At 67.7% G+C, this 25,762-nt stretch carries 17 protein-coding genes; 15 read left to right on the top strand and 2 right to left on the bottom strand.

The annotated features are described in order from the left end of the window. Positions 1-31: 31 nt before the first annotated feature. Together VZ068_RS21675 and VZ068_RS21670 are read left to right on the top strand one after the other, a co-directional pair. Entirely contained in the window at positions 32-1,198 is a 1,167-nt protein-coding gene (locus VZ068_RS21675) for a class I SAM-dependent rRNA methyltransferase (protein WP_349656471.1), read from the top strand. Between the two features lie 313 nt (positions 1,199-1,511). Further along, positions 1,512-1,832 (top strand): hypothetical protein, encoded by a 321-nt coding sequence (locus VZ068_RS21670; protein ID WP_259158821.1) that lies wholly within the window; start codon positions 1,512-1,514, stop codon positions 1,830-1,832. A 338-nt stretch (positions 1,833-2,170) separates the two neighbouring features. On the opposite strand, the gene VZ068_RS21665 is transcribed toward VZ068_RS21670, so the two are convergent. After that, positions 2,171-4,036 (bottom strand): Svx/AvrXca family virulence/avirulence protein, encoded by a 1,866-nt coding sequence (locus VZ068_RS21665; protein ID WP_349656470.1) that lies wholly within the window; start codon positions 4,034-4,036, stop codon positions 2,171-2,173. 576 nt (positions 4,037-4,612) lie between these two features. On the opposite strand from VZ068_RS21665, the gene VZ068_RS21660 reads away from it, so the two are divergent. From VZ068_RS21660 to VZ068_RS21600, 13 genes are all read left to right on the top strand, one after another. After that, entirely contained in the window at positions 4,613-5,200 is a 588-nt protein-coding gene (locus tag VZ068_RS21660) for an RNA polymerase sigma factor (RefSeq protein WP_259158819.1), read from the top strand. Positions 5,201-5,202: 2 nt separating this feature from the next. Beyond that, positions 5,203-6,189 carry a FecR domain-containing protein gene (locus VZ068_RS21655; protein WP_349656469.1) on the top strand — a complete coding sequence of 329 codons (987 nt, stop codon included), beginning with the start codon at positions 5,203-5,205 and terminating at the stop codon, positions 6,187-6,189. 183 nt (positions 6,190-6,372) lie between these two features. Continuing rightward, positions 6,373-9,135, top strand: a complete 2,763-nt coding sequence (locus tag VZ068_RS21650; RefSeq protein WP_349656468.1) for a TonB-dependent receptor — start codon at positions 6,373-6,375, stop codon at positions 9,133-9,135. Positions 9,136-9,146: 11 nt separating this feature from the next. Then, positions 9,147-11,279 carry a penicillin acylase family protein gene (locus VZ068_RS21645; protein WP_349656467.1) on the top strand — a complete coding sequence of 711 codons (2,133 nt, stop codon included), beginning with the start codon at positions 9,147-9,149 and terminating at the stop codon, positions 11,277-11,279. An 82-nt stretch (positions 11,280-11,361) separates the two neighbouring features. Further along, on the top strand, positions 11,362-11,838 hold the full coding sequence (locus VZ068_RS21640) for a hypothetical protein (protein WP_349656466.1): 477 nt from the start codon (positions 11,362-11,364) through the stop codon (positions 11,836-11,838). 149 nt (positions 11,839-11,987) lie between these two features. Further along, positions 11,988-13,241, top strand: a complete 1,254-nt coding sequence (locus tag VZ068_RS21635) for a dipeptidase (RefSeq protein ID WP_349656465.1) — start codon at positions 11,988-11,990, stop codon at positions 13,239-13,241. A gap of 467 nt (positions 13,242-13,708) precedes the next feature. Then, positions 13,709-15,019 carry an MFS transporter gene (locus tag VZ068_RS21630; protein ID WP_259166483.1) on the top strand — a complete coding sequence of 437 codons (1,311 nt, stop codon included), beginning with the start codon at positions 13,709-13,711 and terminating at the stop codon, positions 15,017-15,019. 23 nt (positions 15,020-15,042) lie between these two features. Beyond that, on the top strand, positions 15,043-16,212 hold the full coding sequence (locus VZ068_RS21625) for a glycerate kinase (protein WP_349656464.1): 1,170 nt from the start codon (positions 15,043-15,045) through the stop codon (positions 16,210-16,212). 368 nt (positions 16,213-16,580) lie between these two features. Continuing rightward, entirely contained in the window at positions 16,581-17,759 is a 1,179-nt protein-coding gene (locus tag VZ068_RS21620; RefSeq protein WP_349656463.1) for a sugar diacid recognition domain-containing protein, read from the top strand. 138 nt (positions 17,760-17,897) lie between these two features. Then, positions 17,898-19,646: a diguanylate cyclase gene (locus VZ068_RS21615; protein ID WP_349657788.1), complete on the top strand. Its 1,749-nt coding sequence runs from the start codon at positions 17,898-17,900 to the stop codon at positions 19,644-19,646. Positions 19,647-19,915: 269 nt separating this feature from the next. Further along, the gene (locus tag VZ068_RS21610) at positions 19,916-20,305 is read left to right on the top strand and encodes a DUF2628 domain-containing protein (protein ID WP_259166479.1); all 390 of its coding nucleotides are present in this window, start codon (positions 19,916-19,918) and stop codon (positions 20,303-20,305) included. Positions 20,306-20,679: 374 nt separating this feature from the next. After that, positions 20,680-21,015: a hypothetical protein gene (locus VZ068_RS21605; RefSeq protein ID WP_349656462.1), complete on the top strand. Its 336-nt coding sequence runs from the start codon at positions 20,680-20,682 to the stop codon at positions 21,013-21,015. 95 nt (positions 21,016-21,110) lie between these two features. Next, a complete protein-coding gene (locus tag VZ068_RS21600; RefSeq protein ID WP_349656461.1) occupies positions 21,111-23,585 on the top strand; it encodes a GH92 family glycosyl hydrolase in 2,475 nt (824 codons plus the stop codon). Positions 23,586-23,876: 291 nt separating this feature from the next. On the opposite strand, the gene VZ068_RS21595 is transcribed toward VZ068_RS21600, so the two are convergent. Beyond that, entirely contained in the window at positions 23,877-25,292 is a 1,416-nt protein-coding gene (locus tag VZ068_RS21595; protein ID WP_349656460.1) for an amino acid permease, read from the bottom strand. Positions 25,293-25,762: the final 470 nt, after the last annotated feature.

The following is a 25,762-nucleotide window of genomic DNA, read 5'->3' as shown; positions in this document are numbered from 1 at the left end:
GCACGTCAATCCAGCCGGATACAATAGGTGAATGAATACTCCTGTCCCCGTCGTCCGACTCAAGAATGCGTGGCGCTCCAGCCACCCGTGGATCTTCCAGAAGCTGGTGGAAAAGCCCGCCGCCAAGCCCAAACCCGGCACCATCGTCGATGTGGTCGGCGTGGATGGGGAGTGGGTTGGCCGCGGCTTCTACAACGGCCACTCGCGCATCGCCGTGCGCATCCTGGAGACCGACCAGTCGGTGCCGGTGGATGCGGGCTGGTTCTCGCGCAAGATCGCCGCGGCAGTGAGCCTGCGCCGCGACTGGCTCAAGCTCGACGCGGTGTCCGATGCCTGGCGCGTGGTGCACAGCGAAGGCGACGGCCTGTCCGGCCTGGTGGTGGACCGCTACGGCGATCTGGTGGTGGTGGAGTTCTTCGCCGCCGGCATGTTCCGCCACCGCGAATGGATCTACGAGGCGCTGCGCGCGCAGTTCCCGGGCTGCCGCTTCCACAGCTTTGCCGATGAACACGTGCAGAAGCAGGAAAGCTTCGATTTCCACGGCAACACCACCACCGAAGCGTCGGTGATCACCGAGTACGGCATCAGGTTCCGTGCCGACCCGGCCGGTGCGCACAAGACCGGCTTCTTCGCCGACCAGCGCGAGAACCGCCAGTGGCTGAGCGAGCAGGTCGAAGGCAAGAGCGTGCTGGACCTGTGCTGCAACACCGGCGGCTTTGCGGTGTATGCGGCCGCGCGCGGTGCGTCCGAGGTGCTGGGCGTGGACATCGACGAGGACGTGATCGCCATCGCCAAGGGCAACGCCAAGCTCAACAACGTGCGGCCGAAGTTCGTGCAGGCCGACATCTTCCCGTGGCTGCGCGATGCGTCCAATCGCGGCGAGCAGTTCGATGTGGTGATCCTGGACCCGGCCAAGATGACCCGCGACCGCGAGCAGGTGATCCCGGCGCTGAAGAAGTATCTGGACATGAACAAGCTGGCGCTGGGCGTGGTCAAGCCCGGCGGCCTGTTCGCCACCTTCTCGTGCACCGGGCTGGTGGCCGAGCAGGAGTTCCTGGACATGCTGCGGCGCGCCTCGTATTTCTCCGGGCGCACCATCCAGATCCTGAAGGTGGCCGGTGCCGGTCCGGATCACCCGTTCATGGCGCATGTGCAGGAATCGCGCTATCTCAAGGCGGTGTTCTGCCGCGTGGTGTGATGGCGGTGGCCGTGAGGCAGCGGGCGATGCGTAGCGCCCGTTGCGTGCTTGTGCAGGTCAATGGCATTGCAGACTTGGCCGCCAAACGATGACGTCACACGGCGGCGGCGGCGGCTGCCGGCAAGCGGTGCAGGGCGGGCACTGGCAAGTGGCCACCGCATCGCCTGGCGTGTGATGGTGCGTGCAGCGCGGATGACGCGATGCAACTGTGGTCCATCGTGCAACAGGCGTAACCCGTGCGCAACGGCAACGGTGTATCGCAGCGCGCTGCAGCCGGGATTCAACGCAGACATTCACTAGGGAGCGGCAGCCGATGAGGTCCAGCGACGAAGACGAACGCAAGGCACTGCGCCGTTTGCTGCGCGAGATCGAGCGGCCCCATGCCAGCCTGCTGGCCAGCAACTGGCCGGTGTTTGGCGTATGGCTGCTGTTTTCCGGGGCCTTCATGTATTTGTTCCAGACCGGCAGCGGCTCGCCGTTGCATCCGTTGACGCTGGCGCTGGGCTCGACCTGCCTGGGCGTATTCGGCGCCTGGATCGTGCTGCGCTCGGTGTGGGCGCGGCAGTGGCTGCATCTGCGCGAGCACGTCGATGTGGACAGCGTGCGCGCGCGGTTGGCCGAACTCGAGGATTGAGCCTGCGTCGAACGTGCAGTGATGCATGGCAGCGCCAACCTGCATCGCTGGTGCGCATGCGGCCTTGGCGCTGCAGCAGATGCACGCCTGCAGGCGATCGCAGGCAACCCCACCCATCGCGAAGGACCGCGCGCCGATTCGAACGGGCGGCAGCGGTGATGCGGTGAGGTGACTGGAACAAGCAAGTCATAGCCGACGTACCGGGCCAGGCGACCCGCACTTGCCAGTGACGCGCGCAATCGGCGTACGCGTTGCGCGCGTCCACCGATGGCTGTCCCTGGCCTGTCTGTCGTGTCTTGTCGGACTGATGCGCAGTTGCTGTGTGCAGCTGCGCCAGATCACCAGCCGGCCGGTCGCGCGGTGATTTCCGGCACCGCCTGGCGCAGGTCTGCACCGAACTCCGGGTTGGTCATCGTGGCCGGATCGATAAATCCGTAGAACACCCCCTGCACAGGCGAGGCGCCTTGTTCTTCGACATCGCCACGCAACTGGGCGGTGCCGCCGACGTTGATGGCACCGAACGCGCCCGGCCCCATGAACACCGTATGCGCCTGCGCATTGGCGCCGATGGTGGCGCCTGGATGCCACACGGTGAGCCCGCCGAGCACCGCGTTGCCCTGCACCGTGCCGCCCATCACCGTGGCGCGGCCATCGATGCGCGCATTGCCCAGCACATTGCCGGCCAGCACACGTGCGCGTGGCCCCACGTAAGCGGTGGAGGCGACGTTGGCAGTGTTGGCGACCCAGCCGCCGCCGTTGGCGTGGCGACGCCCCACCGGGGTGGGCGTGGGCGCGTTGGGCTGACTGCCGGCCGGCGCGGCATTGGTCAACGTCACGCTCCACGGGTAGCGGTAGATCGCGTAGTAGGACTGGTCCCACTTGATCTGCTGCATGGTGCTGGGGGCGCCCATCACCATCAGATACACCGCGCGGTCGCCGCTCTTCAGCGGCACGCTGACGTTGGCCTTGGCGCCGCGCTGCAGCGTGCTGTAACGTGCCTTGCCGGTACTGTCGATGGCCACCACGCCCCAGCGCCAGTCCGAGTCCGGGTTGGGAATGCTGGGTGGGTCGTTGAGCAGGCCGGGCAGGCTGGTGACCGCAGGTGCGCTCTGCACCTGTCCCTCGAAGGCGACCTGCATCGTGGTGGCGCCGCTGGCGGGGATCAGCTGCACCAGGTTGTAGCCCCAGCGCTGCGGCGCCCATTCGAACGGCACGCGATAGCGGTTGGCCTGGCCGGCCACCGGGTCGAGCACGGTCATGCGCAAGGCGCGGTCGCGGTTGTCCCAGTCCTGGGTGCGCTGCGGGTCGAACGACAGATTGCTGCCGTAGCGCGCCCGATACAGCACGCCCTGGTCGCTGCCGTCGGGATTGGTGTAATCCCAGTTGACGTTACGCATCGCCCAGTCGCCGAATACATCGTTCATCTGCGACTGCGTCCAGCCCATGTTGGCCTTGATCACCGAGAACGGATCGGCGCTGCGCCGCGCCGGGTTATCGATGCGCGGCGCCTTGCTCCACATGTCGTTGATGATGGCGTAGCCGTAGCGGTTCTTCAGATACTCCATGAACTGCCAGTTGCAATAACGGTCGCGCGTGGAGCCCAGATACACATGCGGGTAATTCACCAGCATGCTGGAGCAATGCACGTCGCTGCTGTGGAATTCCGGCAGCTGATGGGTCATCCAGTTGGCGTGCGATTCCCAGATCCAGCCGGTGTACTCGGACTCCTGCAAACCGCCGGCCTGGTACTGCAGTGCATGGGTGAGTTCGTGCGCCAGACCCCAATGGTCGCGCAGGCCGCCCGGCGCCATCCACATGCCCATGCCGCCGCTGCCGGTGGCACCGCCACTCAGGCCGAAGCTCGGGTCCAGATGCAGGTTGGCCTTGTACTTGGTGGCCACGTTGCAGAACGGCTCGGGAAACTGCAGGCGATTGATGAAGGTGTCCCAGACCATTTCCAGGTGCTCGCCGGCGGCGCGCACGTCCGCATCGGAGACGCCGTTGCCATTCCAGCGGAAGGCGAAGTGCGCCGTTTCGTAGCGCACCGGCGGCATGCCGACTTCATTGACGCGCGCGACCCAGCTGCCGGCCGTGCATGCCGCGCTGGCGCTGGAGGCCGCGCCCAGGCCGGTGGCGATCATGGTGGCGGCCAACAGGCGGCGGGTGAGCTGCCGACGCGGCAGCGGAGACGATGCGGTGGACATGACAATGCTCTCGCAGACAGGGAATGGAACACGCACGCGCAGCCACACGCACGCAGCCGGGCGTGGTGTCTGAGTGAGCTGGGGAATGCCGCCGGCAGCGGGGACTGCGCAAGTGTGCGGAGCCGCGCGCACCGTGCAATTGATTCAATGATGTATTTTTCCGAACTGCAACGCGTGCATCGCTCGTGCTGTGGCGCGGGTCGGAGTTGTGCGCTCCGGTACGGCAGCGACGCGATGGCGATACGTGACGCACGTCTGGCGCATGCGCATCTGTGGACACGTTGAGCGATCGCGACGATCGGCCGCGCACGCAACGCTGACGTGCGCTCGCATCTGGCGCGATCGCGCAGTCGGTGCGCCAGGCCCGCCTGCTCCCAGCACCCAGGGTCCGAACCCCGTACCTACCGCGATTGATGCGGCGGGTAGTGCCGCAACGTCACCCCACCCGTCATACGCAATGGCGGATCTGTGCCCCTGGTCCATCGTTGACAAGGGAGCAGGGGATTGGCTCGACACTCGGAGAATGCAATGACGTCCTCACCGCAGCGTGCCGACACCGCACAGGCCATGGCCTAGATGCCGGCCATCGACTCACAGCGCGCCGCCTGGCTGGCGACGCAGATCCTGCCGCACGAGCCGGCGCTGCGGCGCTGGCTGCGCAAGCACGCTCCCGGCAACGTCGATTGCGACGACGTCATCCAGGAGACCTACGCCATCCTGGCCGGGCTGGGCGAGGTGGCCCACATCGCCAACCCGCGCGCCTATCTGTTCACCGCCGCGCAGTCGGTGCTGCTGCAGCAGGTGCGCCGCGCCAGGATTGTTTCCATCGAAAGCGTGGCGGAAATCGAGCGCCTGGACATCACACAGGACGAGCGCTCACCCGAGCGCCACGCCATTGCCGGTCAGGAGCTGCGCCGCATCGGTGAAGCGCTGGCGGCACTGCCGGACAAATGTCGCCAGGTATTTGTGCTGCGCAAGGTCGACGGCCTGTCGCAGCGCGAGATCGCCGCGCGGCTCGGAATCAGCGAGAACACCGTGGAAAAACACATCGTCAAGGGACTGCGTTTGCTGATGGCCCGGATGGGCCGCAGTGCCGCCCCCGCACCGGCCGCCACTGCCGGCACTGTGGCGTCGCAGCGCGTCGAAGAGCAGCACGGGCACTAGGCATGAGCGAAATCGACGACATCGCCGCTGCCTGGGTGGGACGCGAGGACGGCGACCGCCTGACCCAGGCCGAGCGCACACAGCGCGACCGCTGGCTGGCCGCCGATGTGCGCCATCGCGGCGCCTATGCGCGTGCGCATGCAGTGCACCTGCACTTCGATCGCGCGCGTGCGTTGGGGCAGGGCTTTACCGCCGAAGCGACGCAAGCACGCCGCACGCATCGACGCGGCACCTGGCTGGCTGCACTCGCTGCCAGCGTGGTCGCTGCGGCCACCGGCATGCTGGCATTGCAGCAGTCCGTCCCTGGGCATGATGGCGCGCCCGGCAGTGAAGCGCCCGGCAGCGGCCATCACCTCACCCGCATCGGCGAGGTGCTGCGGCTGCCGTTGGCAGACGGCTCGGCAGTGACGCTGAACTCCGGCTCGGAAGTGGTGGTGGAGTTCAGCGCCAACCGGCGCCAGATCCAGTTGCTGCGCGGCGAGGCCTTGTTCGATGTGGCCAAGGATCGCCACCGCCCGTTCGTGGTGATGGCGGCCGGCTCGCAAGTGCGCGCGGTCGGCACCAGCTTCAGCGTGCGCCGCCGCCAGGACGATGCAGTCAAGGTCGTGGTGCGCGAAGGCACCGTTGAAGTGGATGCCGACCAGCGCGCACCGCAACGGGTGGCAGCCAACATGCTGGCCATGGTCAGCCCGACGCGGGCAGTGCAGCTGCAGCCGCTGGATGCGCAACGCGTGCAGCAGCTGTTGGTCTGGCGCGACGGCATGATCGCCTTCGATGGCGACACGCTGGCGCAGGCGGCCGCCGAATTCGCCCGCTACAACGACATGCGCATCCTGATCGACGACCCCGCCGTAGCGCGACGCACCGTGGTCGGCCTGTACTCGGCCAACGATCCGGAAGGCTTCGCACGCGCCGTCGCACTGAGCATGGGTCTGCAGATCGAACACACCCGTGGCGGCATCCATCTGCGCGGGGCAATCGCGCAGTGATGCCCATCGATCTGCAGCCAGGCCGCCGGCAGCTGCGATGTCGATGTCGATGTCGATGTCGATGGCGGAAACGCGGCGGCTGCGCATCCAACCAGATGCGAGCAAGACAACAACGGTGACGACGACCAGACAGCGGCGCACGCGCGCCAGCGGAGAGCAGTGATGCAGGCAGCAACCAGGCGTTTGAGCAAGGCAATCGCGGCGGCAACCGCAATGATGGCAGCGGGACATGCGTTGGCAGCGTCACCGCAGGGGCGCACGTTCTCGCTACCGGAGGGCAATGCGGTGGCGGCATTGCCCGAATTCGCGCGGCAGGCCGGCGTGCAGATCGTGGCGCCGGGCGAGTATCTGCAGCAGGTGCGCACACCGGCGGTGCAGGGCACGCTGGAATCGCGCGTGGCATTGCGGCAGTTGCTGGCCGGCACCGGCTTGAGCGTGGTCCAAGACGATGGCGAACGCATCACGCTGGCCTCGGCGCAGCCGCTGACGGCCGCGTTGCACGGGCATCCCGGTGCGGGCTACGCACAGGTGGGCGCATCCGCAACCACGCAGCCAGCCGCCGCACCGCCCGCAGATGCCGCAGTCGGCAACCTGGATGCGGTGGTGGTCACCGGCGCGCGCGGCGTGCAGCGCACCGTCACCGAAAGTCCCACCCCGATCGATGTGATCGGCGCGGCGGAACTGGAAAAGACCGGCCGCCCGGGCCTGCTGGCGGCGCTCAACGATCTGGTGCCCTCGTTCAATGCACCGGCCAAATCCGGCAACGGCACCTCGTATGTCATCGCCACCGGCGGGCTGCGCGGGCTCAACCCGGATCACACCCTGGTGCTGGTCAACGGCAAGCGCCGCCATCGCACCGCCAGCATCAACATCGCCGGCATCGTCGGCCGCGGTTCGGTGCCGGTGGACATGAGCCTGATCCCGGTCTCGGCGGTGGACCATATCGAAGTGCTGCGCGATGGTGCGGCCGCGCAATACGGCTCGGATGCGATCGCCGGCGTCATCAACATCCTGCTCAAATCCGATGCCGACGGCGGCAAGGCCGACATCCTGTGGGGCCAGAACATCGACCGCGCCGATGGCGACAGCAGCAGCGCCAGCATCGGCAAGGGCCTGGCACTGGGTAGCGACGGCTTCGTCTATCTGGCCGCCGACGCCCGCTATCAACAGACCTCCAACCGCGCGGTGCCGGTGGCCGACGACTACCGGCTGTACTACCCGGTCAACGGCCAGCCGGACCCGCGCGAGGCCACCGCCAGCCGCCTGATCACGCGCAACTTCGGCCAGCCCTGGCAGAAGGGCGCCAACCTGTCCTACAACGCCGAACTGGGCCTGGGCGGCGAGCTGCGTGGGTATTCCTACGCCACCTACAGCCGCCGCCTGAGCGACCTGGAATGGTCGTTCCGCAATCCCAACGCCAACAACACCCTGCAGGAGATCTATCCGGACGGGTACAGCCCGCGCCTGCGCATCGACGAGACCGATTACGAGTTCACCGCCGGCATCAAGGGCCTGTGGGGCCAGTGGGATTGGGACCTGGCCACCAGCTACGGCAGCAACGCCTCCGAACGCGACGGCCTGCACACGCTCAACGCCAGCCTGGGGCCGACCAGCCCCACAGAATTCTATCTCGGCCAGCTGACCTCCACCGACTGGACCACCAGCCTGGACATCACCCGCGGCCTGCAACTGGCCGAGCGCCCGCTGCAGGTGTCGCTGGGTGTGCAGCATCGCTACGAAAAATACGAGATCCAGGCCGGCGAGCAGGCGGCCTATGCGGCCGGCAACTACGTGTTCCCGGCCGGGCATCCGCGCGCCGGGCAGGCGCCGCCGCCCGGCGCGCAGGGCGCGATCACCTTCCAGCCCGACGAAGCCGGCAGCCTGGATCGCAACAGCGGCGCGGCCTATGTCGACCTGACCTGGGACGTGGCCGACAGCGTGTCGCTGGGCCTGGCCGGACGCTACGAGCGCTTCGACGATTCGGCCGGCGACACCGCGGTGGGCAAGTTCACCGCGCGCTGGGCCATTACCCCGACCTTCGCGCTGCGTGGCGCGGCCAGCACCGGCTTCCGTGCGCCGGCCCTGGCGCAGGCCCTGTACGCGGCCACCAACAGCAGCTGGCGCACGCTGGACAACGGCGACCGCGAGCTGTTCCTGGCCAAGACGCTGCCGGTGGATTCCCCCGCCGCGCTGGCACTGGGGGCCGAACCGCTGAAGCCGGAGGAATCCACCAATGCCAGCATCGGCTTCACCTACAACCCCACGCGCGCGCTCAGCCTCACCGTGGATGCCTACCGCATCGATCTGGACGACCGCATCGGCATGACCGGCTACATCACCGGTGCGGCGATCACCGACCTGCTCACCCGCGCCGGCGTGTCAGGTGTCGACAGCGCGCAGTACTTCACCAACGCCATCGACACCCGCACCGAAGGCGTGGACGTGGTGGCGACCTGGCGCATGGAGGCCGGCGATTGGGGCCGGGTCAACTGGAACCTGGGCTACAACTACAACACCACCGAGATCACCCGCATCGCCGACAACCCGGCCGCACTGGACTCGCTGGGCGCCGGCTACGAACTGTTCGACCGTGCCTCGCGCGGCTACCTGTCGCGCACGCCGCGCAGCAAGCTGCTGCTGGGCGGCAATTGGGTGATCGGCGACTTCGCGCTCAACGTGCGCGTCAACCGCTTCGGCAGCTTCGACGTGCTGGAAAACAACCCGGCCAACGACGAACACGTGCCGGCCAAATGGATCACCGATCTGGAAGCGTCCTACGCACTGTCCGGGCGCATCACCTGGACGCTCGGCGCCAACAACCTGTTCAACCAGTACCCGAACAACATCGGCGCGGTCGCCAGTACCGGCAGCGGTTTCTATGTGACCAGCGTGCCGTACGGCTTCACCGGCGGGTCCTACTACACCAAGTTGACCTACACCTTTTGAGGAGTGACCCAGTGCCGCGACTTTCTTCGATGCGGGCGCATGCGCGCAGCGCTTCCATCCGCGCAGGGCTGTTGATCGCGTTGGTATGCGCTCCGCTGGCGGCGCTTGCCGGCGCCGGCAAGGACACCGGCGAGATCCTTTGGGACCGCTACGGCGTGCCGCATGTCTATGCCAGGACCGAAGCCGGCACCTTCTACGGCTTCGGCTGGGCACAGACCCATAGCCACGGCAATCTGCTGCTGCATCTGTATGGCGAAGCACGCGGCCGCGCCGCCGAATACTGGGGCGAAAAGTACGCCGAACAGGATCGCTGGCTGGCCACCAATGACGTCTACCCGCGCGCGCAGCAGTGGTACCGGCAGCAGGCCCCGGGCTTCCGTGCCGACCTGGACGCCTTCGCGCAAGGCATCAACGACTACGCGGCCGCACATCCCGAGGCGCTGGATGCAGAGGTCAAGGTGGTGCTGCCGATCACCGGCGTGGACGTGGTGGCGCATGCGCACCGGCTGATGAATTACGTCTACATCGCCTCGCCGGCCAAGGTGCTGGGCGAGCCGCCCAAGGATGGCCAGGCGCGCGATGGCTCCAACGCCTGGGCGCTGATGCCAAAGAAAACCCGCGATGGCCACGCCATGCTGCTGGCCAACCCGCATCTGCCCTGGGGCAGTGGCTTTTTCACCTACTACGAAGCACATCTCAACGGGCCGGGTGTGGATCTGTACGGCGCCACCCAGGTCGGCCTGCCGATCCTGCGTTTCGGCTTCAACAAGCAGCTGGGTTTCACCAATACGGTGAACACGCTGCTGGGCCAGACCACCTACAAACTCACGCTGTCGGGCGAGGGGTATCTGCTGGACGGCAAGGTGCTGCCGTTCAAGCGTGAAACCAAAGCGCTGAAGGTTCGTCAGGCCGATGGCTCGCTGAAGGAAGAAACGCTGCAAGTGCGGCATGCGATGCAGGGCCCGGTGTTCGAGCGTTACGACGGCAGCACCGTGGCGCTGCGTGTGGCCGGCCTGGATCGTCCCGACATGCTCAAGCAGTACTGGGACATGGGCAAGGCGCAGGACTTTGCGCAGTTCCAGCGCGCGCTCAAGCAACTGCAGGTGCCGATGTTCAACATCGTCTACGCCGACAACGCCGGCAACGTGCTGTTCCTGGACAACGGCATCCTGCCCAAGCATGCGCAAGGCGATTTGAAGTACTGGAGCGGCCTGGTGCCAGGCGATACCGCGTCCACGCTATGGCGCGATGTGCACAGCTACGACGAGCTGCCCAAGGTGATCAACCCGGCCGGCGGTTTCGTGCAGAACACCAACGATCCGCCGTGGTTGGCGAGCTGGCCGCGCGTGCTGGACCCAAGCGCATTTCCGGCCTATGTCGCACCCACCGGGCCGATGTCGTTGCGGGCGCAGAACTCGGTGAAGATGCTGGCCGAACACGACAAGATCGACTTCGATCAGCTGGTCGCGCTCAAGCGCACGGCGCAGGCGCTTGCGGCCGATCGCACATTGCCGCAGCTGTACGCCGCTGCGGCGGACAGCACCGACCCGGACATTCTCGCCGCGATCAAGGTGCTCAAGGCCTGGGACCGCCACTTCGAAGCCGACAGCCGTGGCGCGTTGCTGTTCGAGGAATGGGCGCGCCTGTTCACCGGCGATGCGCGCTACCTCTCGCAGGCCGGCTACGCCACGCCGTGGTCGCTGGAGGCGCCATTGACCACACCCAGCGGCCTGAAGGACCCGGCGCAGGCGCTGCGCCAACTCAAGCAGGCCGTCGCCAGCACCAAGAAGACCTATGGCGCGATTGATCGGCCGTACGGCGAAGTTTCGCGTTTCCATCTCGGCGATGTCGATGTGCCTGGCCGCGGCGGCTTCGGCAATCTCGGCGCGTTCGACGTCATCACCTGGAACCCGCCCAACGCCGCCGGCCAACGCCTGCCGCAGCACGGCGAAACCTGGGTGTCGCTGGTGGAGTTTTCCACTCCGCTCAAGGCCAAGGGGCTGATGAGCTACGGCAATGCCAGCCAGCCTGGTTCGGCGCACATCAGCGACCAGCTGCCACTGCTGTCCAGGGGCGAGTTCCGCACCTTGTGGACCACGCGCGAGCAGGTCGAACAGCACCTGGAATCGCGCACCGACTTCTGATGCCCACCTTCCGACGATCGCCCAACTCCAAGCAGCTACCCGACAGCACCGCCCACCATCCCAGCATCCAAGGACACCGCCCATGCGCACCTTTCTGACCGCCGCCTTGTTCGCCGTCTCGGCGTTGACTGCCACGTTCGCCGCATCGGCGGCCGATCCGCACGACGGCGCCTGGACCCTGGTGGAATCCAAATCCAACTGGAGCGACGGCAAGTTTCCCAAGGGCATGCGGCTGACCATCAACGTGCAGTTCTCCGACAACCGCATCGAGTACCACTCCATCAACACCACCCGCCCGGACACGCCGTACAAGGTCGATTACGTCACCACGCTGGATGGCAAACCCAGCCCGCTCAACGAGCAGGCGCGCTTCAACCAGATCGCGGTGAGCAAGACCGGCGCCGACACCTACCAGATCCTCAAGATGAAGGACGACGACGTGATCGTCGGCGAGTTCTGGACCTTTTCTGCCGACGGCAAGACGCTGATCCGCAATGGCGTGGGCAAGTCGCCGGAAGGCAAATCCAAGGCCTATCACGAGTTCTTCGTACGCAAGTGACGCGTTGGTGCGTGGTCGCAGGCGCTGATGTCTGCGATTGCGCATCGCGTCAGCCCGCGCCCCGCGCACTCACGTTCTGCGTTCAGCGCAGGGATCGGCCGATCCCTGCGCGGCTATGATCGATACACCCCCACCTTCTGCGAGCTGCCATGACCCTGTATCGCCTGTGCACTGCCATCGCGCTGAGTCTGGCCGTGGCCGCACCCGGCCACGCGCTGGAGTTTTCCAAGGCCGAGCTGGCGCGCGCCACCGCGCTGCAACAGCGCCTGGTCACGCTGGATTCGCATCTGGACACGCCGGCCAACCTGGAGCGCCCCGACTTCGACGTCTTGCAGGCGCATGCCGGCAACCGGCTGTCGCAGGTGGATTACCCGCGCATGGTCGAAGGCGCGCTCGATGGTGGCTTCTGGGCGGTCTACACCGGGCAGGGCAATCGCAGTGCGGCCGCGCACCTGGACGATCGCGATGCCGGCCTGCAGCGGTTGTTGAAGATCCACACGCTGCTGGCCGCGCAACCGCAGCGCTTCGCCTTCGCCACCACGCCGGCCGATGCCGCGCGCATCAAGGCCGATGGCAAGCGCGTGGTGTACATCAGCATGGAAAACGCCAGCCCGCTGGTGGCCGACCCCACGTTGCTGCGGTTCTATTACGCGCAGGGCCTGCGCCTGATGAGCACCGTGCATTTTCTCAACAACGAGTTCGCCGACTCGGCCACCGACCCCAAGGGGCCGGAGTGGAAGGGCCTGAGCCCGGCCGGCAAGCAACTGGTGCAACAGGCGCAGGCGCTGGGCATCGTGATCGACCAATCGCATGCCTCCGATGCGGTGTTCGACCAGTTGATCGCGCTGTCGCCGGTGCCGATCGTGCTCTCGCACAGCGGCGCGCGTGCGGTGTTCGACCATCCGCGCAATATCGACGACGCGCGGCTGAAGGTGCTGGCCGCACACGGCGGCGTGATCCAGGTGAATTCCTATGGCGGCTACCTGGTCGACAGCGGCGCCAGCCCCGAGCGCAAGGCCGCCGAGAAGGCGCTGACCGAGCAGTACGGCGGCTGGGAGCACATCAAGATCGCCGACGGCACCGCCCTCAGCGCCGCGCTCAAGGACCTGGATGCGCGCTACCCGATCAAGCGCGCCACCGAGGAGGATTTCTTCGCCCATCTGGAGCATGTGCTCAAGGTGGTCGGGCCCGAACACGTGGGCATTGGCATGGACTGGGACGGCGGCGGTGGCGTGGTCGGCCTGGAAGACGTCTCCGACCTGCCGCGCATCACCGCCTGGCTGCTGCGCAAGGGCTACACCGAGCCGCAGATCGCCGGCATCTGGGGTGGCAACCTGCTGCGGGTGATGGGGCAGGCGCAGGCGTATGCGGTGGGGAATGGGAAATCGGGAGTGGGGAAGTAGTGCTGGGATTGGGGATTGGGGAGTCGGGATTCGCAAAGCCGGTCTGTCGTGCGGGGCTGTTCCTGCATAGGGCCGGGCGGTGGGGCACCGGCGTAGTTGTTGGTGCAGGGCTGGGATGCAGGCGCGTTGCTGCTGCGGCATCGCTGGATTGGCTGATCGGGGAGCGGAGTGCGTCAGCGCTAGCTATAGGCAGGTGGTCGCGTGGCCGTGCTGCATTGGGGCGGCCAGCTCTGCACTAGCCGCATGACGGGCAGTGCGACCGCCGCGGCGCTCCGAGCCTGCAGCACCCCGGGTGCCTGGTACGGATTTGGGCATTTGCACAAAAACCGGCGTTTGCCTGCCCGCGGATTGGCAGCAGCCTGACGATGCTTCCGGGAAAAACCTCCAACTAGAATGCGCCGACCCCTGTGTGGTGCCGGTGCCAGGGCACTGCGCGCCGGTGGGCCCACCGACTGCTGGAGCGTGCGATGACCCAAGCCTCCCGGCCCCTGCCGCCCTCCGACGGCCTGGGTCCCACCTACCGCAGGATCCTGTGGCGGCTGATCCCGTTCCTGTTCGTCTGCTACCTGTTCAATTACCTGGACCGGGTCAACGTCGGCTTCGCCAAGCTGCAGATGCTGGGCGATCTGGGCATGAGCGAGACGGTGTATGGATTGGGCGCGGGCATCTTCTTCATCGGCTACCTGGCCTGCGGGGTGCCGAGCAACCTGATCCTGCAGCGCATCGGTGCGCGCCGCTGGGTGGCGATCATGATGGTCAGCTGGGGCCTGCTCTCCACCTGCCTGATGTTCGTGCGCACCCCCGCCGGTTTCTACACCCTGCGCCTGCTCACCGGTGCGGCCGAGGCCGGCTTCTTCCCCGGCATCGTGCTGTACCTGACGCGCTGGTTCCCACGCGCGCAGCATGGCCGGGTCATGACCGTCTTCATGTCGGCCATCCCGATCTCCGGGGTGCTGGGCGGGCCGTTGTCGGGCTGGATCCTCAGCCACTTCTCGGCCGGGCAGGGCGGTCTGGCCGGCTGGCAATGGATGTTCCTGCTGCAGGGTCTGCCCACCGTGCTGCTGGGCATCGGGGTGTGGTTCCTGCTCAGCGACGGCGTGCAGCAGGCGAGCTGGCTGGACCCGCAGGAGAAGCAGGCACTGACCCGCGCGCTGGCCGCCGACGAAGCAGGCAAGCCGGCCGGTGCCTCCACCTCGCTGGGCGCGGTGCTGCGCAACCCGGCGGTATGGATGCTGGGCACGGTGTACTTCTGCATCCAGAGCGGGGTGTATGCGATCAATTTCTGGCTGCCCTCGATCATCCAGGGCAGCGGTGTCACCGACCCGACCCGGATCGGCCTGATGAGCGCCATCCCGTATCTGGCCGCGGCGGTATTCATGGTGCTGATGGGCCGTTCGGCCGACCGCCGCGGCGAACGCCGCTGGCATCTGGTGATCCCGTTGCTGATGGGCGCGGCCGGCCTGTGCATCGCCGCCAGCGTCACCGACAACCTGGGCCTGGCCCTGTTCGGCATGACCCTGGCCACGATGGGCGCGGTCAGCGGCTTGCCGCTGTTCTGGCCGCTGACCAACGGCTTTCTCACCGCCGCGGCTGCGGCCGGCGGGCTGGCGCTGATCAACTCCACCGGCCAGGTTGCCGGCTTCGTCAGCCCGTACCTGGTGGGCTGGATCAAGGACGCCACCCACAGCACCGAGCTGGCGCTGTACGTGCTGGCCGGGGCCATGCTGCTGGGCGCGGCGCTCGTGCTGCGGGTGCCGGCACGCGCGGTGAACCAGTGATGTCCATCCAGGCGAGTGTCCCCATGAAGATCGTCATCGCCCCCGATTCCTACAAGGAAAGCCTGTCCGCGCTGGAGGTGGCCACCCAGATCGAGGCCGGCTTCCGCGAGGTGTTTCCCGATTGGCACTACAGCAAGGTGCCGGTCGCCGATGGCGGCGAGGGCACGGTCGACGCCCTGGTGGCGGCCACCGGCGGGCGGGTGATCGCCTGCACGGTCAGCGGCCCGCTCGGCACCCCGGTGCCGGCGTTCTTCGGCCTGACCGGCGACGGCCGCACCGCGGTGATCGAAATGGCCGCCGCCAGCGGTCTGGCGCTGCTGCCGCCGGCCGAGCGCGCGCCGCTGCGCACCAGTACTGCGGGCGTGGGCGAGTTGATCCTGGCCGCGCTGGATGCCGGCGCGCGGCGCTTCATCATCGGCATCGGCGGCAGCGCCACCAACGACGGCGGCGCCGGCCTGGCGCAGGCCCTGGGCGTGCGGTTGCTGGATGCGCGCGGCGAGGCGATCGGCCCCGGCGGCGGCGCGCTGGCGGCGCTGGCCCGGATCGAGACCGACGGCCTGGACGTGCGCCTGCAGGACTGCCACTTCGAAGTGGCCTGCGATGTGGACAACCCACTGATCGGCCCGACCGGCGCCTCGGCGGTGTTCGGCCCGCAGAAAGGCGCCACCCCCAGCATGGTGCGCCAGCTCGATAGCAACCTGCAGCACTACGCCAACCTCCTGCAGCGCGACCTCGGTGTGCAGCTGCACGACCTGCCCGGCGGCGGTGCGGCCGGCGGCCTGGGCGCGGCGCTGGTGGCATACCTGGGCGCGCAGTTGCGCCCGGGGGTGGAGATCGTGGCGCAGGCGCTGGGGCTGGATGCGCTGATCGCCCAGGCCGATCTGGTCATCACTGGCGAAGGCCGTCTGGACAGCCAGAGCCTGCACGGCAAGACCCCGGTGGGCGTGGCGCGGGTGGCGCAGCGGCACGGCAAGCCGGTGATCGCCATTGCCGGTTGCCTGGGCAACGGCGCCGCGCTGCTGCATGGGCATGGCATCGATGCGATGTTCGCGGTGGTGCATCGCGCCTGCACGGTGGAGCAGGCGCTGGCCGAAGCCGCCGGCAACGTGCGCATCGCCGCACGCAATGTGGCGGCGGCGCTGCAGGTGGGCAGGGCGTTGGCGCCGGCGCCGGCAGCCGGAGACGGCCGCTGACGGCAGCGCATGGATTCCTGACGCAGGCCCTCCTCGTGCCACCTGTCCCGCTGCAGCACATCGCCGCGCAGAGCAGGCCTGGCGCCCGCAGGGCGACCGCGCGACGCGGCGCGTTGCCGGTTTGACTGCCACCGATTCCGGGAAGCCGGCTGCTCACCGACGACGGGTGCGCAGCGTGCCGGCAGCAGGCGTCGCAGCGCGCCGCATCTTCGCCCGACGCATCCGCATCGAACCGCGCGCGGCAGGCTGTCAGCAACGGCGGTCGAAGCACCCGCCGCCGCACCCTGCACCGTCACACACGTATCGAACATGCATGCGCCGACCATGGCACCGTGAACTCCCTCGATCGCGTCAACAGACCCCAGCCCATGCTCACGCTCGACCGCACCCTGGCGCAGTCCATCGTCGACCGCGCGATGACCATCCTCGACGGCAACGTCAATGTGATGGACCACACCGGCGTCATCATCGCCAGCGGCGAGCCGGCGCGCCTCGGTCAGCTGCACGAGGGCGCGCTGCTGGTGCTGTCCAGGCAGGGCCGGGTGGAGATCGATGCGGCGCTGGCGCAGCAACTCGATGCAGTGCGCCCCGGCGTCAACCTGCCGCTGATCGCCGATGGCCGCATCGTCGGCTGCGTCGGGCTCACCGGCGACCCGCAGCGGATCGGGCAACAGGCCGAACTGGTGCGCATGGCCGCCGAAGCCATGCTGGAGCAGGCCGGCCTGCTGCGCCTGCTGGCCCGCGATGCGCGCCTGCGCGAGGAAGTCACGCTCGGCCTGATCCGCGCCGACGGCCCCACCCCGGCACTGGCCGGCTGGGCCGAACGGCTGGGCATCGCGCTGGACCTGCCGCGCGTGGCCGCGGTCATCGAAGTGGAAAGCGACACCCTCGACCTGGACGCCATGCTGGTGGAACTGCAGCGCCTGCACACGCTGCTGTCCACGCCCGAGCGCGGCAACCTGATCGCCGCCACCGCGCTCAACGAACTGGTGGTGCTCAAGCCCGCACTGGACCGCCGCGGCCACTGGGACGTGGACGAACAACGCCGCCGCGCGCACAGCTTGCTCGAGCGCATGCGCGCCAGCAGCCCGCTGCGGATCCGCCTGGCGCTGGGGCAGTACTTCCCGCAGCCCGGCGGGCTGGCGCTGTCGCACCAGATCGCGCGCACCACCATGCGCATCGGCAAGGCGCGCGCGCCGCAGGCCGATGCGTTCTTCTACGACGACCATCGCCTGCCGGTGCTGGTGGACGACCTGCGCCAGGCCTGGCAGGCCGAGGAACTGCGCAAGCCGCTGCAGGCGCTGCTGGCACAGGATCGTCGCGGCGACCTGTTGCAGACCCTGTCGGTCTGGTTCGGTGCCGGCATGCGCATGGCATCCACTGCCAAGACACTGGCCATCCACCGCAATACGCTGGATTACCGCATGCAGCGCATCGCAGAACTGTGTGGCGTGGACCTGCGCAACACCGACGACTGCGTACGCCTGTATCTGGCCTTGCAGATGCGCGATGACGGCGCCGCCCCGCAGGCCGATGCCCACACCTGACGGCGCGCCGGCAACCCGGCACCGGCACGCCCCGGCGCCGCTGTGTGCAATGGCGCACGGAACGTCGCGCGGCCGTCGCTAACAGGTATGCCCGGTCCGATAGACTGGGCGGATTACCGGGCACGAGCGAGCTTGCCGTTGAATCAGCGCGACACCGTTGCGTCATCCACCACCCGCGAAGCGCAGCGTCTGGCGCGGCTGGCGCTGTTGCAGGTGATCGACACCGACTCCGAACCGTTCTTCGATGCGCTGGCGGCGGCCGCGCAGGCCATCGCAGGCACGCCGATCGCGCTGGTGTCGCTGGTGGACGAGCATCGGCAATGGTGGAAGGCCAATATCGGCTTGCCCGGCGTGTCCGAGACCGCGCGCGAGCTGGCGTTCTGCGCCTACGCCATCCAGAGCGATGCGGTGATGGAAGTGCGCGATGCGCCGGCCGACCCGCGCTTTTGCGACAACGCCTTGGTCACCGATGCGCCCGGCATCCGCTATTACGCCGGTGCCCCGATCGTGCTGTCCGACGGCTTGCGCATGGGCACGGTGTGCGTGATCGACCAGCGCCCGCGTCACCTGGAGCCGGCCCAGCTGGCGGCCTTGCAACAGCTTGCCAAGGTCGCCGCCGAAGGCCTGGAGCAGCGCCGCGAGATGCTCGAGCGCGCCGACACCAATGCCCGGCTGCAGCAGCGGCTGCGTGAGAGCGAGGCGTTCCTGGAACGCACCGGGCGGGTGGCCGGCGTGGGCGGCTGGGAAGTGGACGTTGGCACCAATACGCTGACCTGGTCGAATGAAACCTGCCGGCTGCACGACCTGCCGCCGGGCTACCAGCCCACCCTCGGCGAAGCCATCGCGTTCTATCCGCTGGAAGCGCGCGCGGTGATCACCGAGGCGGTGGATGCCTGCGTCAATGAGGGCATTGCCTGGGATCTGGAGCTGCCGTTGATCAGCAGCACCGGTCGCCACCTGTGGGTGCACAGCACCGGCGCGGTGGAACATGTGGATGGCCGCATGCGCCTGGTCGGCGCCATCCAGGACGTCACCGACCGGCACCGTGCGGTGGATGCGCTGGCGGCCAGCGAACGCAAGTTCCGCAAGATGTTCCAGTACAGCCTGGGGCTGATCTGCACCCACGACATGGAGGGCCGGCTGATCAGCGTGAATCCGGCGGCGGCGCGCTCGCTGGGCCGCAGCGTGGAAGAGATGGAAGGCCGCTCGCTGTTCGAGCTGATCCGCCCGGAGCGACATGGCGGCCTGCGCGGCTACCTGTCGCGCATGGTGCTGGACGGCCAGGATTCGGGCGTGATCGAACTGGTGGCCGGCGATGGCAGCCTGCGTCACTGGAAGTACCACAACGTGCTCGACGTGGAAGCCGACGCCACCCTGGTCCTGGCCCACGCCCAGGACATCACCAACCAGTATCAGCAGGAAAAACAGTTGCTGGAATGGTCGTTCACCGACCCGCTGACCAACTGCTCCAATCGCCGCCTGCTGGACGATCTGGACAGGCGCGATGCCAGCGTGCGCTGGGGCTGCGTGGTGGTGGACCTGGACAAGTTCAAACTGGTCAACGACACCTACGGCCATCAGCGCGGCGATGAAGTGCTGGTGCAGATGGCCTGGTTTCTCAACGATCCGCTGCGCCGCCAGGACCACCTGGTGCGGCTGGGCGGCGACGAATTCCTGGTGCTGCTGCACCAGGCCAGCGAGCAGCAGCTGCAAGGGCTGGTGCGCACCTACCTGGCCGCCGGCGACAACGCGCCGATCCAGTTCACGCTGGGCACGGCCTTGCGGCAGGAAGGCGAAGCGCTGACCGCGGTGGTCGACCGCGCCGACCATGCGCTCTACGCGCGCCGCCGCGCGCGCCGCGGCACCGGTGTCAGCCAGCAGCGATAGCGGCTGGCCTTGCAGGACCCTGGCCTTGGGCCTCGTATTGGAGTCGGCCGGGCACTCCCTGGCCCGCGTGCGCTGGCCGGCGCCGCCGCCGCGCGCGCCCCGGCACTGGTGTCAGCGAGCAGCGACAGCGGCTGGTATTGCGGGACGGAAGTCGGCCGGGCAATCGCCGGCTCATGTGTGGGCCGGCTGGTGTCGAGCTCGCTGTAAAACACGTGCCGCTGAATACGCAATCGCCTATCATGTAACCGTTTTCAACTACATGGATTGGAATGGACACCTTTGACCGCACCCAGCTCAGCCCCAAGTGGCAGTTCCGCTTCGACTTCTTCGACCGTCACGGCGGCCCCAAGGATCCTGCCTACAAGGAAGCGCTGAAGACACTGCCGTTCGGCGAGAAGCTCAAGGTCGGCATGAACTTCTATGCGCTGTTCTTCGGCTTTATCTACTTCTTCATCCTGGGCCTGTGGCGCAAGGCGTTGGGCTTGATCGGCATCGGGTTGGTGGTGGGCATCATTGCCTCGTTCCTGCCCGGTTCGCTGGGCAATGCTTTGAGCATCCCGCTGGCCCTGCTGGCCGGCATGAGCGCCAACTACGCCTACTACCTGGACAAGGTAAAGGGCAGCACCAGCTTCAACCCTTTCGAAGGCATGCGCTGGTAAGTCACGGCCGCCAGGCGGCGGACCCTCCCACTGCCGCCCTGACGCCAAGCCCGGTCCGACGACCGGGCTTTTTTTATGGGCGGCTCATAGACGGGCCGTACCCGCCGCTCCCTCCCACCGACCTCGTCCACTGCCGTGCACACGTGTCAGAAGACGTCTGCTGCAACGGCGGCTGGCACCGCTCGCCGCCCCTCGCCCTGCGCTTGCAGTTTCAGCTATTCCCCCGCAGCGCCTCCTGGTAGATCCGCAGCGCCTGTCCGGCAATGGCTACCCACCCGGCTGCGTGCAGCGAGGATCCGCCATGCACTCAAGCCAGCTCATCTGTTGGTTCTGCTGACAACAGGCCCGGCACCAGGACTGAATCGATCAAGGCCTTGATCCAATTGAATTTCAATCCCAAGAGTCTGCTTGAGGCCGCCAGCCTTGCTGTGACGCGGCGTGGAGCATGGGACGCCGAATGCTTACTCTTTGCCATCTGCCAGAGCACCCGCAAGTACTACGGCCGCGCGGGCCCGGCGATCACCTGGAACGTCAATCCTGGCTACCGCATCACCCCGGCGATGAAGCTCAACCTCTACGTCAACAACCTCTTCAACAGCACCGGCTACAACCACAAGGACCCGTACAAGCTCGATCACGAGTTCTACAACAGCCGCCTGTTCCGCCCGGTCGGCCGCGAGATCGCGGCAGAATACGTGTTCGATTTCTAGAACGCAGTTGCGCGTGTCTGCCGGTGCCCCGGCGCGGCAGGCACGCTTCCCACCTGCGACGTTCGCGTCGCCCTCTCCCCCGAGGTGATTCCCGCATGTTGTCTGCCGTGTCCCGTGCCACCGCTGCATCGTCCCTGTCCTGCTCCTGGTGGCGCCGCGCCGCCGCCGGCCTGTGCCTGCTCGGCGTCACGCTGGCTGGCCCGCTGGCTGCGCAGGACCCGGCACAGGTCAACACCTTCATCGGCAGCAAGGACGACGGCAATACCTTTCCCGGCGCGTCGGCCCCATTCGGCCTGATCCAGGTCAGCCCGATCGGCGCCCACTACGCCGGCTGGCGCTACGATGACCCCAGCATCCGCGGCTTCGGCCATTCGTTCCTGTCGGGGGCCGGCTGCTGGGAGCAGGGTGGGCAGGTCTCGGTGCTGCCGGTCACCGGCAGCATCGGCCCGGGCGGCGATTTCGATACCAGCGACGCCAAGGCCTTCGACCACAAGCGCTACGCCGCCCGCTACACCCACGATGGCGAAGTCGGCCAGGCCGGCTACTACAAGGTGCGGCTCACCGACTACGGCGGCATCGACGCCGAAGCCAGCGCGCTCACCCGCGCCGCTGCCGAGCGTTACACCTTCGCGCCCGGCGCCGACACCGGCCATGTGCTGATCAACGTGGCCCAGGCCAACGACCGCCACGTGGTGATCGGCAGCCAGGTGCAGATCGTTGGCGACCGCGTGGTCGAAGGCAAGCTGGTCACGCAAAGTTTCTGCGGCGGCCATGAATACACCACCTGGTTCCGGCTGGAGTTCGATCGTCCGTTCACCGCGCACGGAGTGTGGGGCGAAGACGGCGGCGTACCCGGCACGCGCCACGGCATGGGCGGCGAACTCAAGCCCAACGGCGCCTGGCTCAGCTTCCCGCTGGGCAAGGGCAAGCATGCGCGCGCGGTGACCGTGATCAGCGCCATCTCGCACGTGGATGCCGAGGGTGCACGCAACAACCTGCGCGCCGACGGCATGCTCGGCGGCAAGCTGCTGGGCCTGGAGCAGATGCGCCAGCGCGCGCAACAGGCCTGGCGCAAGGAACTGGCCAGCCTGCAGCTGGCCGGCGCCAGCGCCGACGATCGCACGGTGGCCTACACCGCGCTGTATCACGCCTTGTTGCAGCCGCTCACCGGCAGCGATGCCGATGGCCGCTACCGCGGCTTCGACGATGCGATCCATCGCGCCGATGGTTGGACCTACTACGAGTATTTCTCGCTGTGGGACACCTATCGCTCGCAGAACCAGCTGCTCGCCTTGATGCAACCGGCGCGCGCGCGCGACATCGGCCGCTCGCTGCTGGCCATCCACGAGCAGGGCGGCTGGCTGCCGCGCTGGGGCTATGCCAACTTCGACACCAACATCATGACCGGCGATCCGGTCACGCCCTTCATGGTCGACCTGTGGCGCTTCGGCGCGCTGCAGGGCAACGAAGCCCAGGCCTACGCCGCGTTGCGCCAGAACGCCTTCGGCCAGCCGCCGATCAACTCGCGGCATTCGGGGCGCTCGGGCAACGCCAGTTATCTTGCCAATGGCTACGTGCAATACGACCGCGCCTTCCCTTCCAAGGGCATGGACGTGGACCCGCACCACGGCGGCTCGGCCACGCTGGAATACGCGCTGGCCGATTGCGCGCTGGCGCAGATGGCGCAGGCGCTCGGCCACCCCGACGACAGCGCGCTGCTACGCACACGCGGCGGCAACTGGCACAACGTCTGGGACGCCGGCGTGCGCGATGCCGACACCGGCTTCAGCGGCTTTCCGCGCCCGCGGCTGGAAGACGGCAGCTGGTACGCACCCTCGGACGATCACTACAGCCCACGCTCGCAGCACGGCTTCCACGAAGGCACCGCCTGGCAATACCAATGGCTGGTGCAGCAGGACATTCCCGGCATGCTGCAGGCCATGCACGGCAGCGAGCAGGCCGGCAAACGCCTGGACGCCTTCTTCGCCTACGAGGACCTGCTCAAGGATCCGCTCAACGGCGCGCGCACGCACTGGGTGGTCGGCCCGTACAGCTACTACAACCAGTACCGCTACAACCCCAACAACGAGCCGGACCTGCATGCGCCGTGGATGTACACGTTGATCGGCCAGCCATGGAAGACCGCCACCGTGGTGCGCGCTGCGCAGCAGTTGTTTACCAACGCACCCAACGGCGTCACCGGCAACGACGACCTCGGCACGATGTCGGCCTGGTACCTGTTCAGTGCGCTCGGCCTGTATCCGGCGGTGCCGGGCAGCGGGCAGTTCCTGCTGCACGCCCCGCGCTTCAAACGCGCCACGCTGGAGCTGGGCAACGGCAAGCGCCTGCGCATCGACGCCCCCGGCGCGGACGGCCGCGCGCTGCAATACGTGGACAGCGTGCGTTTCAACGGTAGACCGCAGCGGCAGGTGTTCCTGGACTGGGCCCAGCTGCAGCAGGGCGGCACGCTGTCGGTTGCGCTCACCAGGCAGGCACCCACGCAAGGCTGGGGCACCCAGGCGGATGCACGTCCAACCTCGTTCTGCGCCACACCTGCAGCAGCGCAGTGAGCGCAAGCGTCGCTGCGTCGAGCGAGCGACGCCTGGCCTGAGCCGCTCTCCTTCGGGCGAGAAGGCGCTACTTGCGCGCCGTGGCGCGCGTGCGCTGGAGCGCCCGCGGCGCAAGCGCGGACCAGTAGTGTGCAGCTTGAAGCCCCTCTCCTGGCGGAGAGGGGTTGGGGTGAGGGTACGGGGCAAAGCCACTGACCAAGGTGGATGACACCAGGCTTCGCCCGTCCCCTCATCCGGCCCTTCGGGCCCTCTTCTCCCCCCATGCAGGGGGACAATGTCCCGCCGGGAGAACTACTGCACCTTCGCCAGCCGGCTATTGCGCCGCCCATAGGCCAGGTACACCAGCACGCCCAGCGCGTTCCACAGCAGGAACCAGCCCTGCGTGGTGCTCGGCAGGCTCCAGAACAGATACAGGCAGCCCAGGATCGCCACCGGTCCCACCACCCAGGCCAGCGGCGTACGGAAGGCCCGCGCACGGCTGGGCTCGCGCACGCGCAACACCAGCAGGCACGCCGCCACCGCCGTAAACGCGGCCAACGTACCGGCGTTGGCCAGCGCGGCGATCTCGTCCAGCCGCGCCACACCCGCCAACGCGGCCACCAGCACCGCGGTGAACAAGGTGATCGCCACCGGCGTGCCGGTGCGTGCGTTGACCTTGGACAGGCCGCGCGGCAACAGGCCATCACGCGACATCACGAAGAAGATCCGGCTCTGCCCGTACAGGAATGCCAGCAGCACCGTCGGCAGCGCGATGATCGCCACCGCACCGATCACCAGCGCCGCCTTGCCGTGGCCGAGTTCGCGCATGATCAGCGCCAACGGCTCCGGGCTCTTGCCGAACACGGTAAAGCTCATCGCGCCCACCGCCGACAACGCCACCAGCACGTAGATCAGCGTGCAGCCGATCATCGAGCCGACGATGCCGATCGACAGATCGCGCCCCGGGTTCTTGGTCTCTTCGGCCGCGGTGGAGATCGCATCGAAGCCGTAGAAGGCAAAAAAGATGATCGCCGCTGCCGCCATCACCCCGCGCTCCACGCCATCCGGGCCCATCGCCTTGGAGAAGCCATACGGCATGAACGGCTGCAGGTTGGCGCTGTTGAACGCCGGCAGCGCGATCGCCACGAACACGCCCAACGCAATGGTCTTCAACACCACCAGCACCGCGTTGAGCGTGGCGCTTTCCTTGGTGCCGGCCATCAGCATGCCGGCCACCAGGAAGGTGATCACCACTGCCGGCAGGTTCACGATGCCGCCGGCATGCGGCCCGGCAATCAAGGCATGCGGCAGATTGACCCCCAACCACTGCAGGAACCCGACGAAATAGCCCGACCAGCCCACCGCCACGGTGCTGACCACCAGCGAATATTCCAGCACCAGGCTCCAGCCCACCACCCAGGCGATGCTCTCGCCGAGCGCGGTATAGCTGTAGGTATAGGCGCTGCCGGCGGCCGGCATCATCGTGGCCATCTCCGCATACGCCAGCGCCGCGCAGGCGCACACGATGCCGGCCGCCACGAACGACAGCAGCACCGCCGGCCCGGCCTTGTCCGCGCCCACGCCGATCAAGGTATAGATGCCGGTGCCGACGATCGCGCCGATGCCCAGCGCGATCAGGTGCGGCCAACTCAGGCTGCGCACCAGTTGCCGGCCAGCCTCGTGCACGGTGACCTGATCGATGGATTTGCGCCTGAGCCAAGACGACATGCGGACCTCGAAGGAACCAAAAGAATCCCCGAGTGTCGCCCAACGCGCTGCAGCAAAGCTATCGGTCCAAGGTCATGCGGCCGAAGCGGGCAGGGCGCGCGTTGCCTGGCAGCAGAACGACAAGTCGCACCCTCCATGCCGCGATTCCTGCAACGAGCGCGCCGTCGCCCGGGCCGGAACGGTCGGTGCAGACCTTGTGGGGCTGCGTCCGGCTCGGGCGCACGCACAGGCAGGATGCGCAAGCGTCTGGCGGGACGTGGCCCAGGTGCCGAGCGCGAGCGGCCTGGTGGCGGGCGCTGCTTACCGGGTGTGTGCCTGCGATCGGCACGCACGGCCGTGCAGGCGCTGCGCGGCCGCCAGGCCAACGCTGCCACGCAGCGACCCGCGCGACGGCGATGACCGCGCGATCTGCCGTATGCCATGCGCACTCGCAGCGTCTGGCATGCGCCCTGCGGCCATGGCACGACGCA

Origin of the sequence: Xanthomonas sp. 10-10 (genome assembly GCF_040182365.1) — a bacterium.
In the GTDB taxonomy this organism is placed as follows: domain Bacteria; phylum Pseudomonadota; class Gammaproteobacteria; order Xanthomonadales; family Xanthomonadaceae; genus Xanthomonas; species Xanthomonas arboricola_F.
This window is presented reverse-complemented; position numbering and strand designations above follow the sequence as displayed.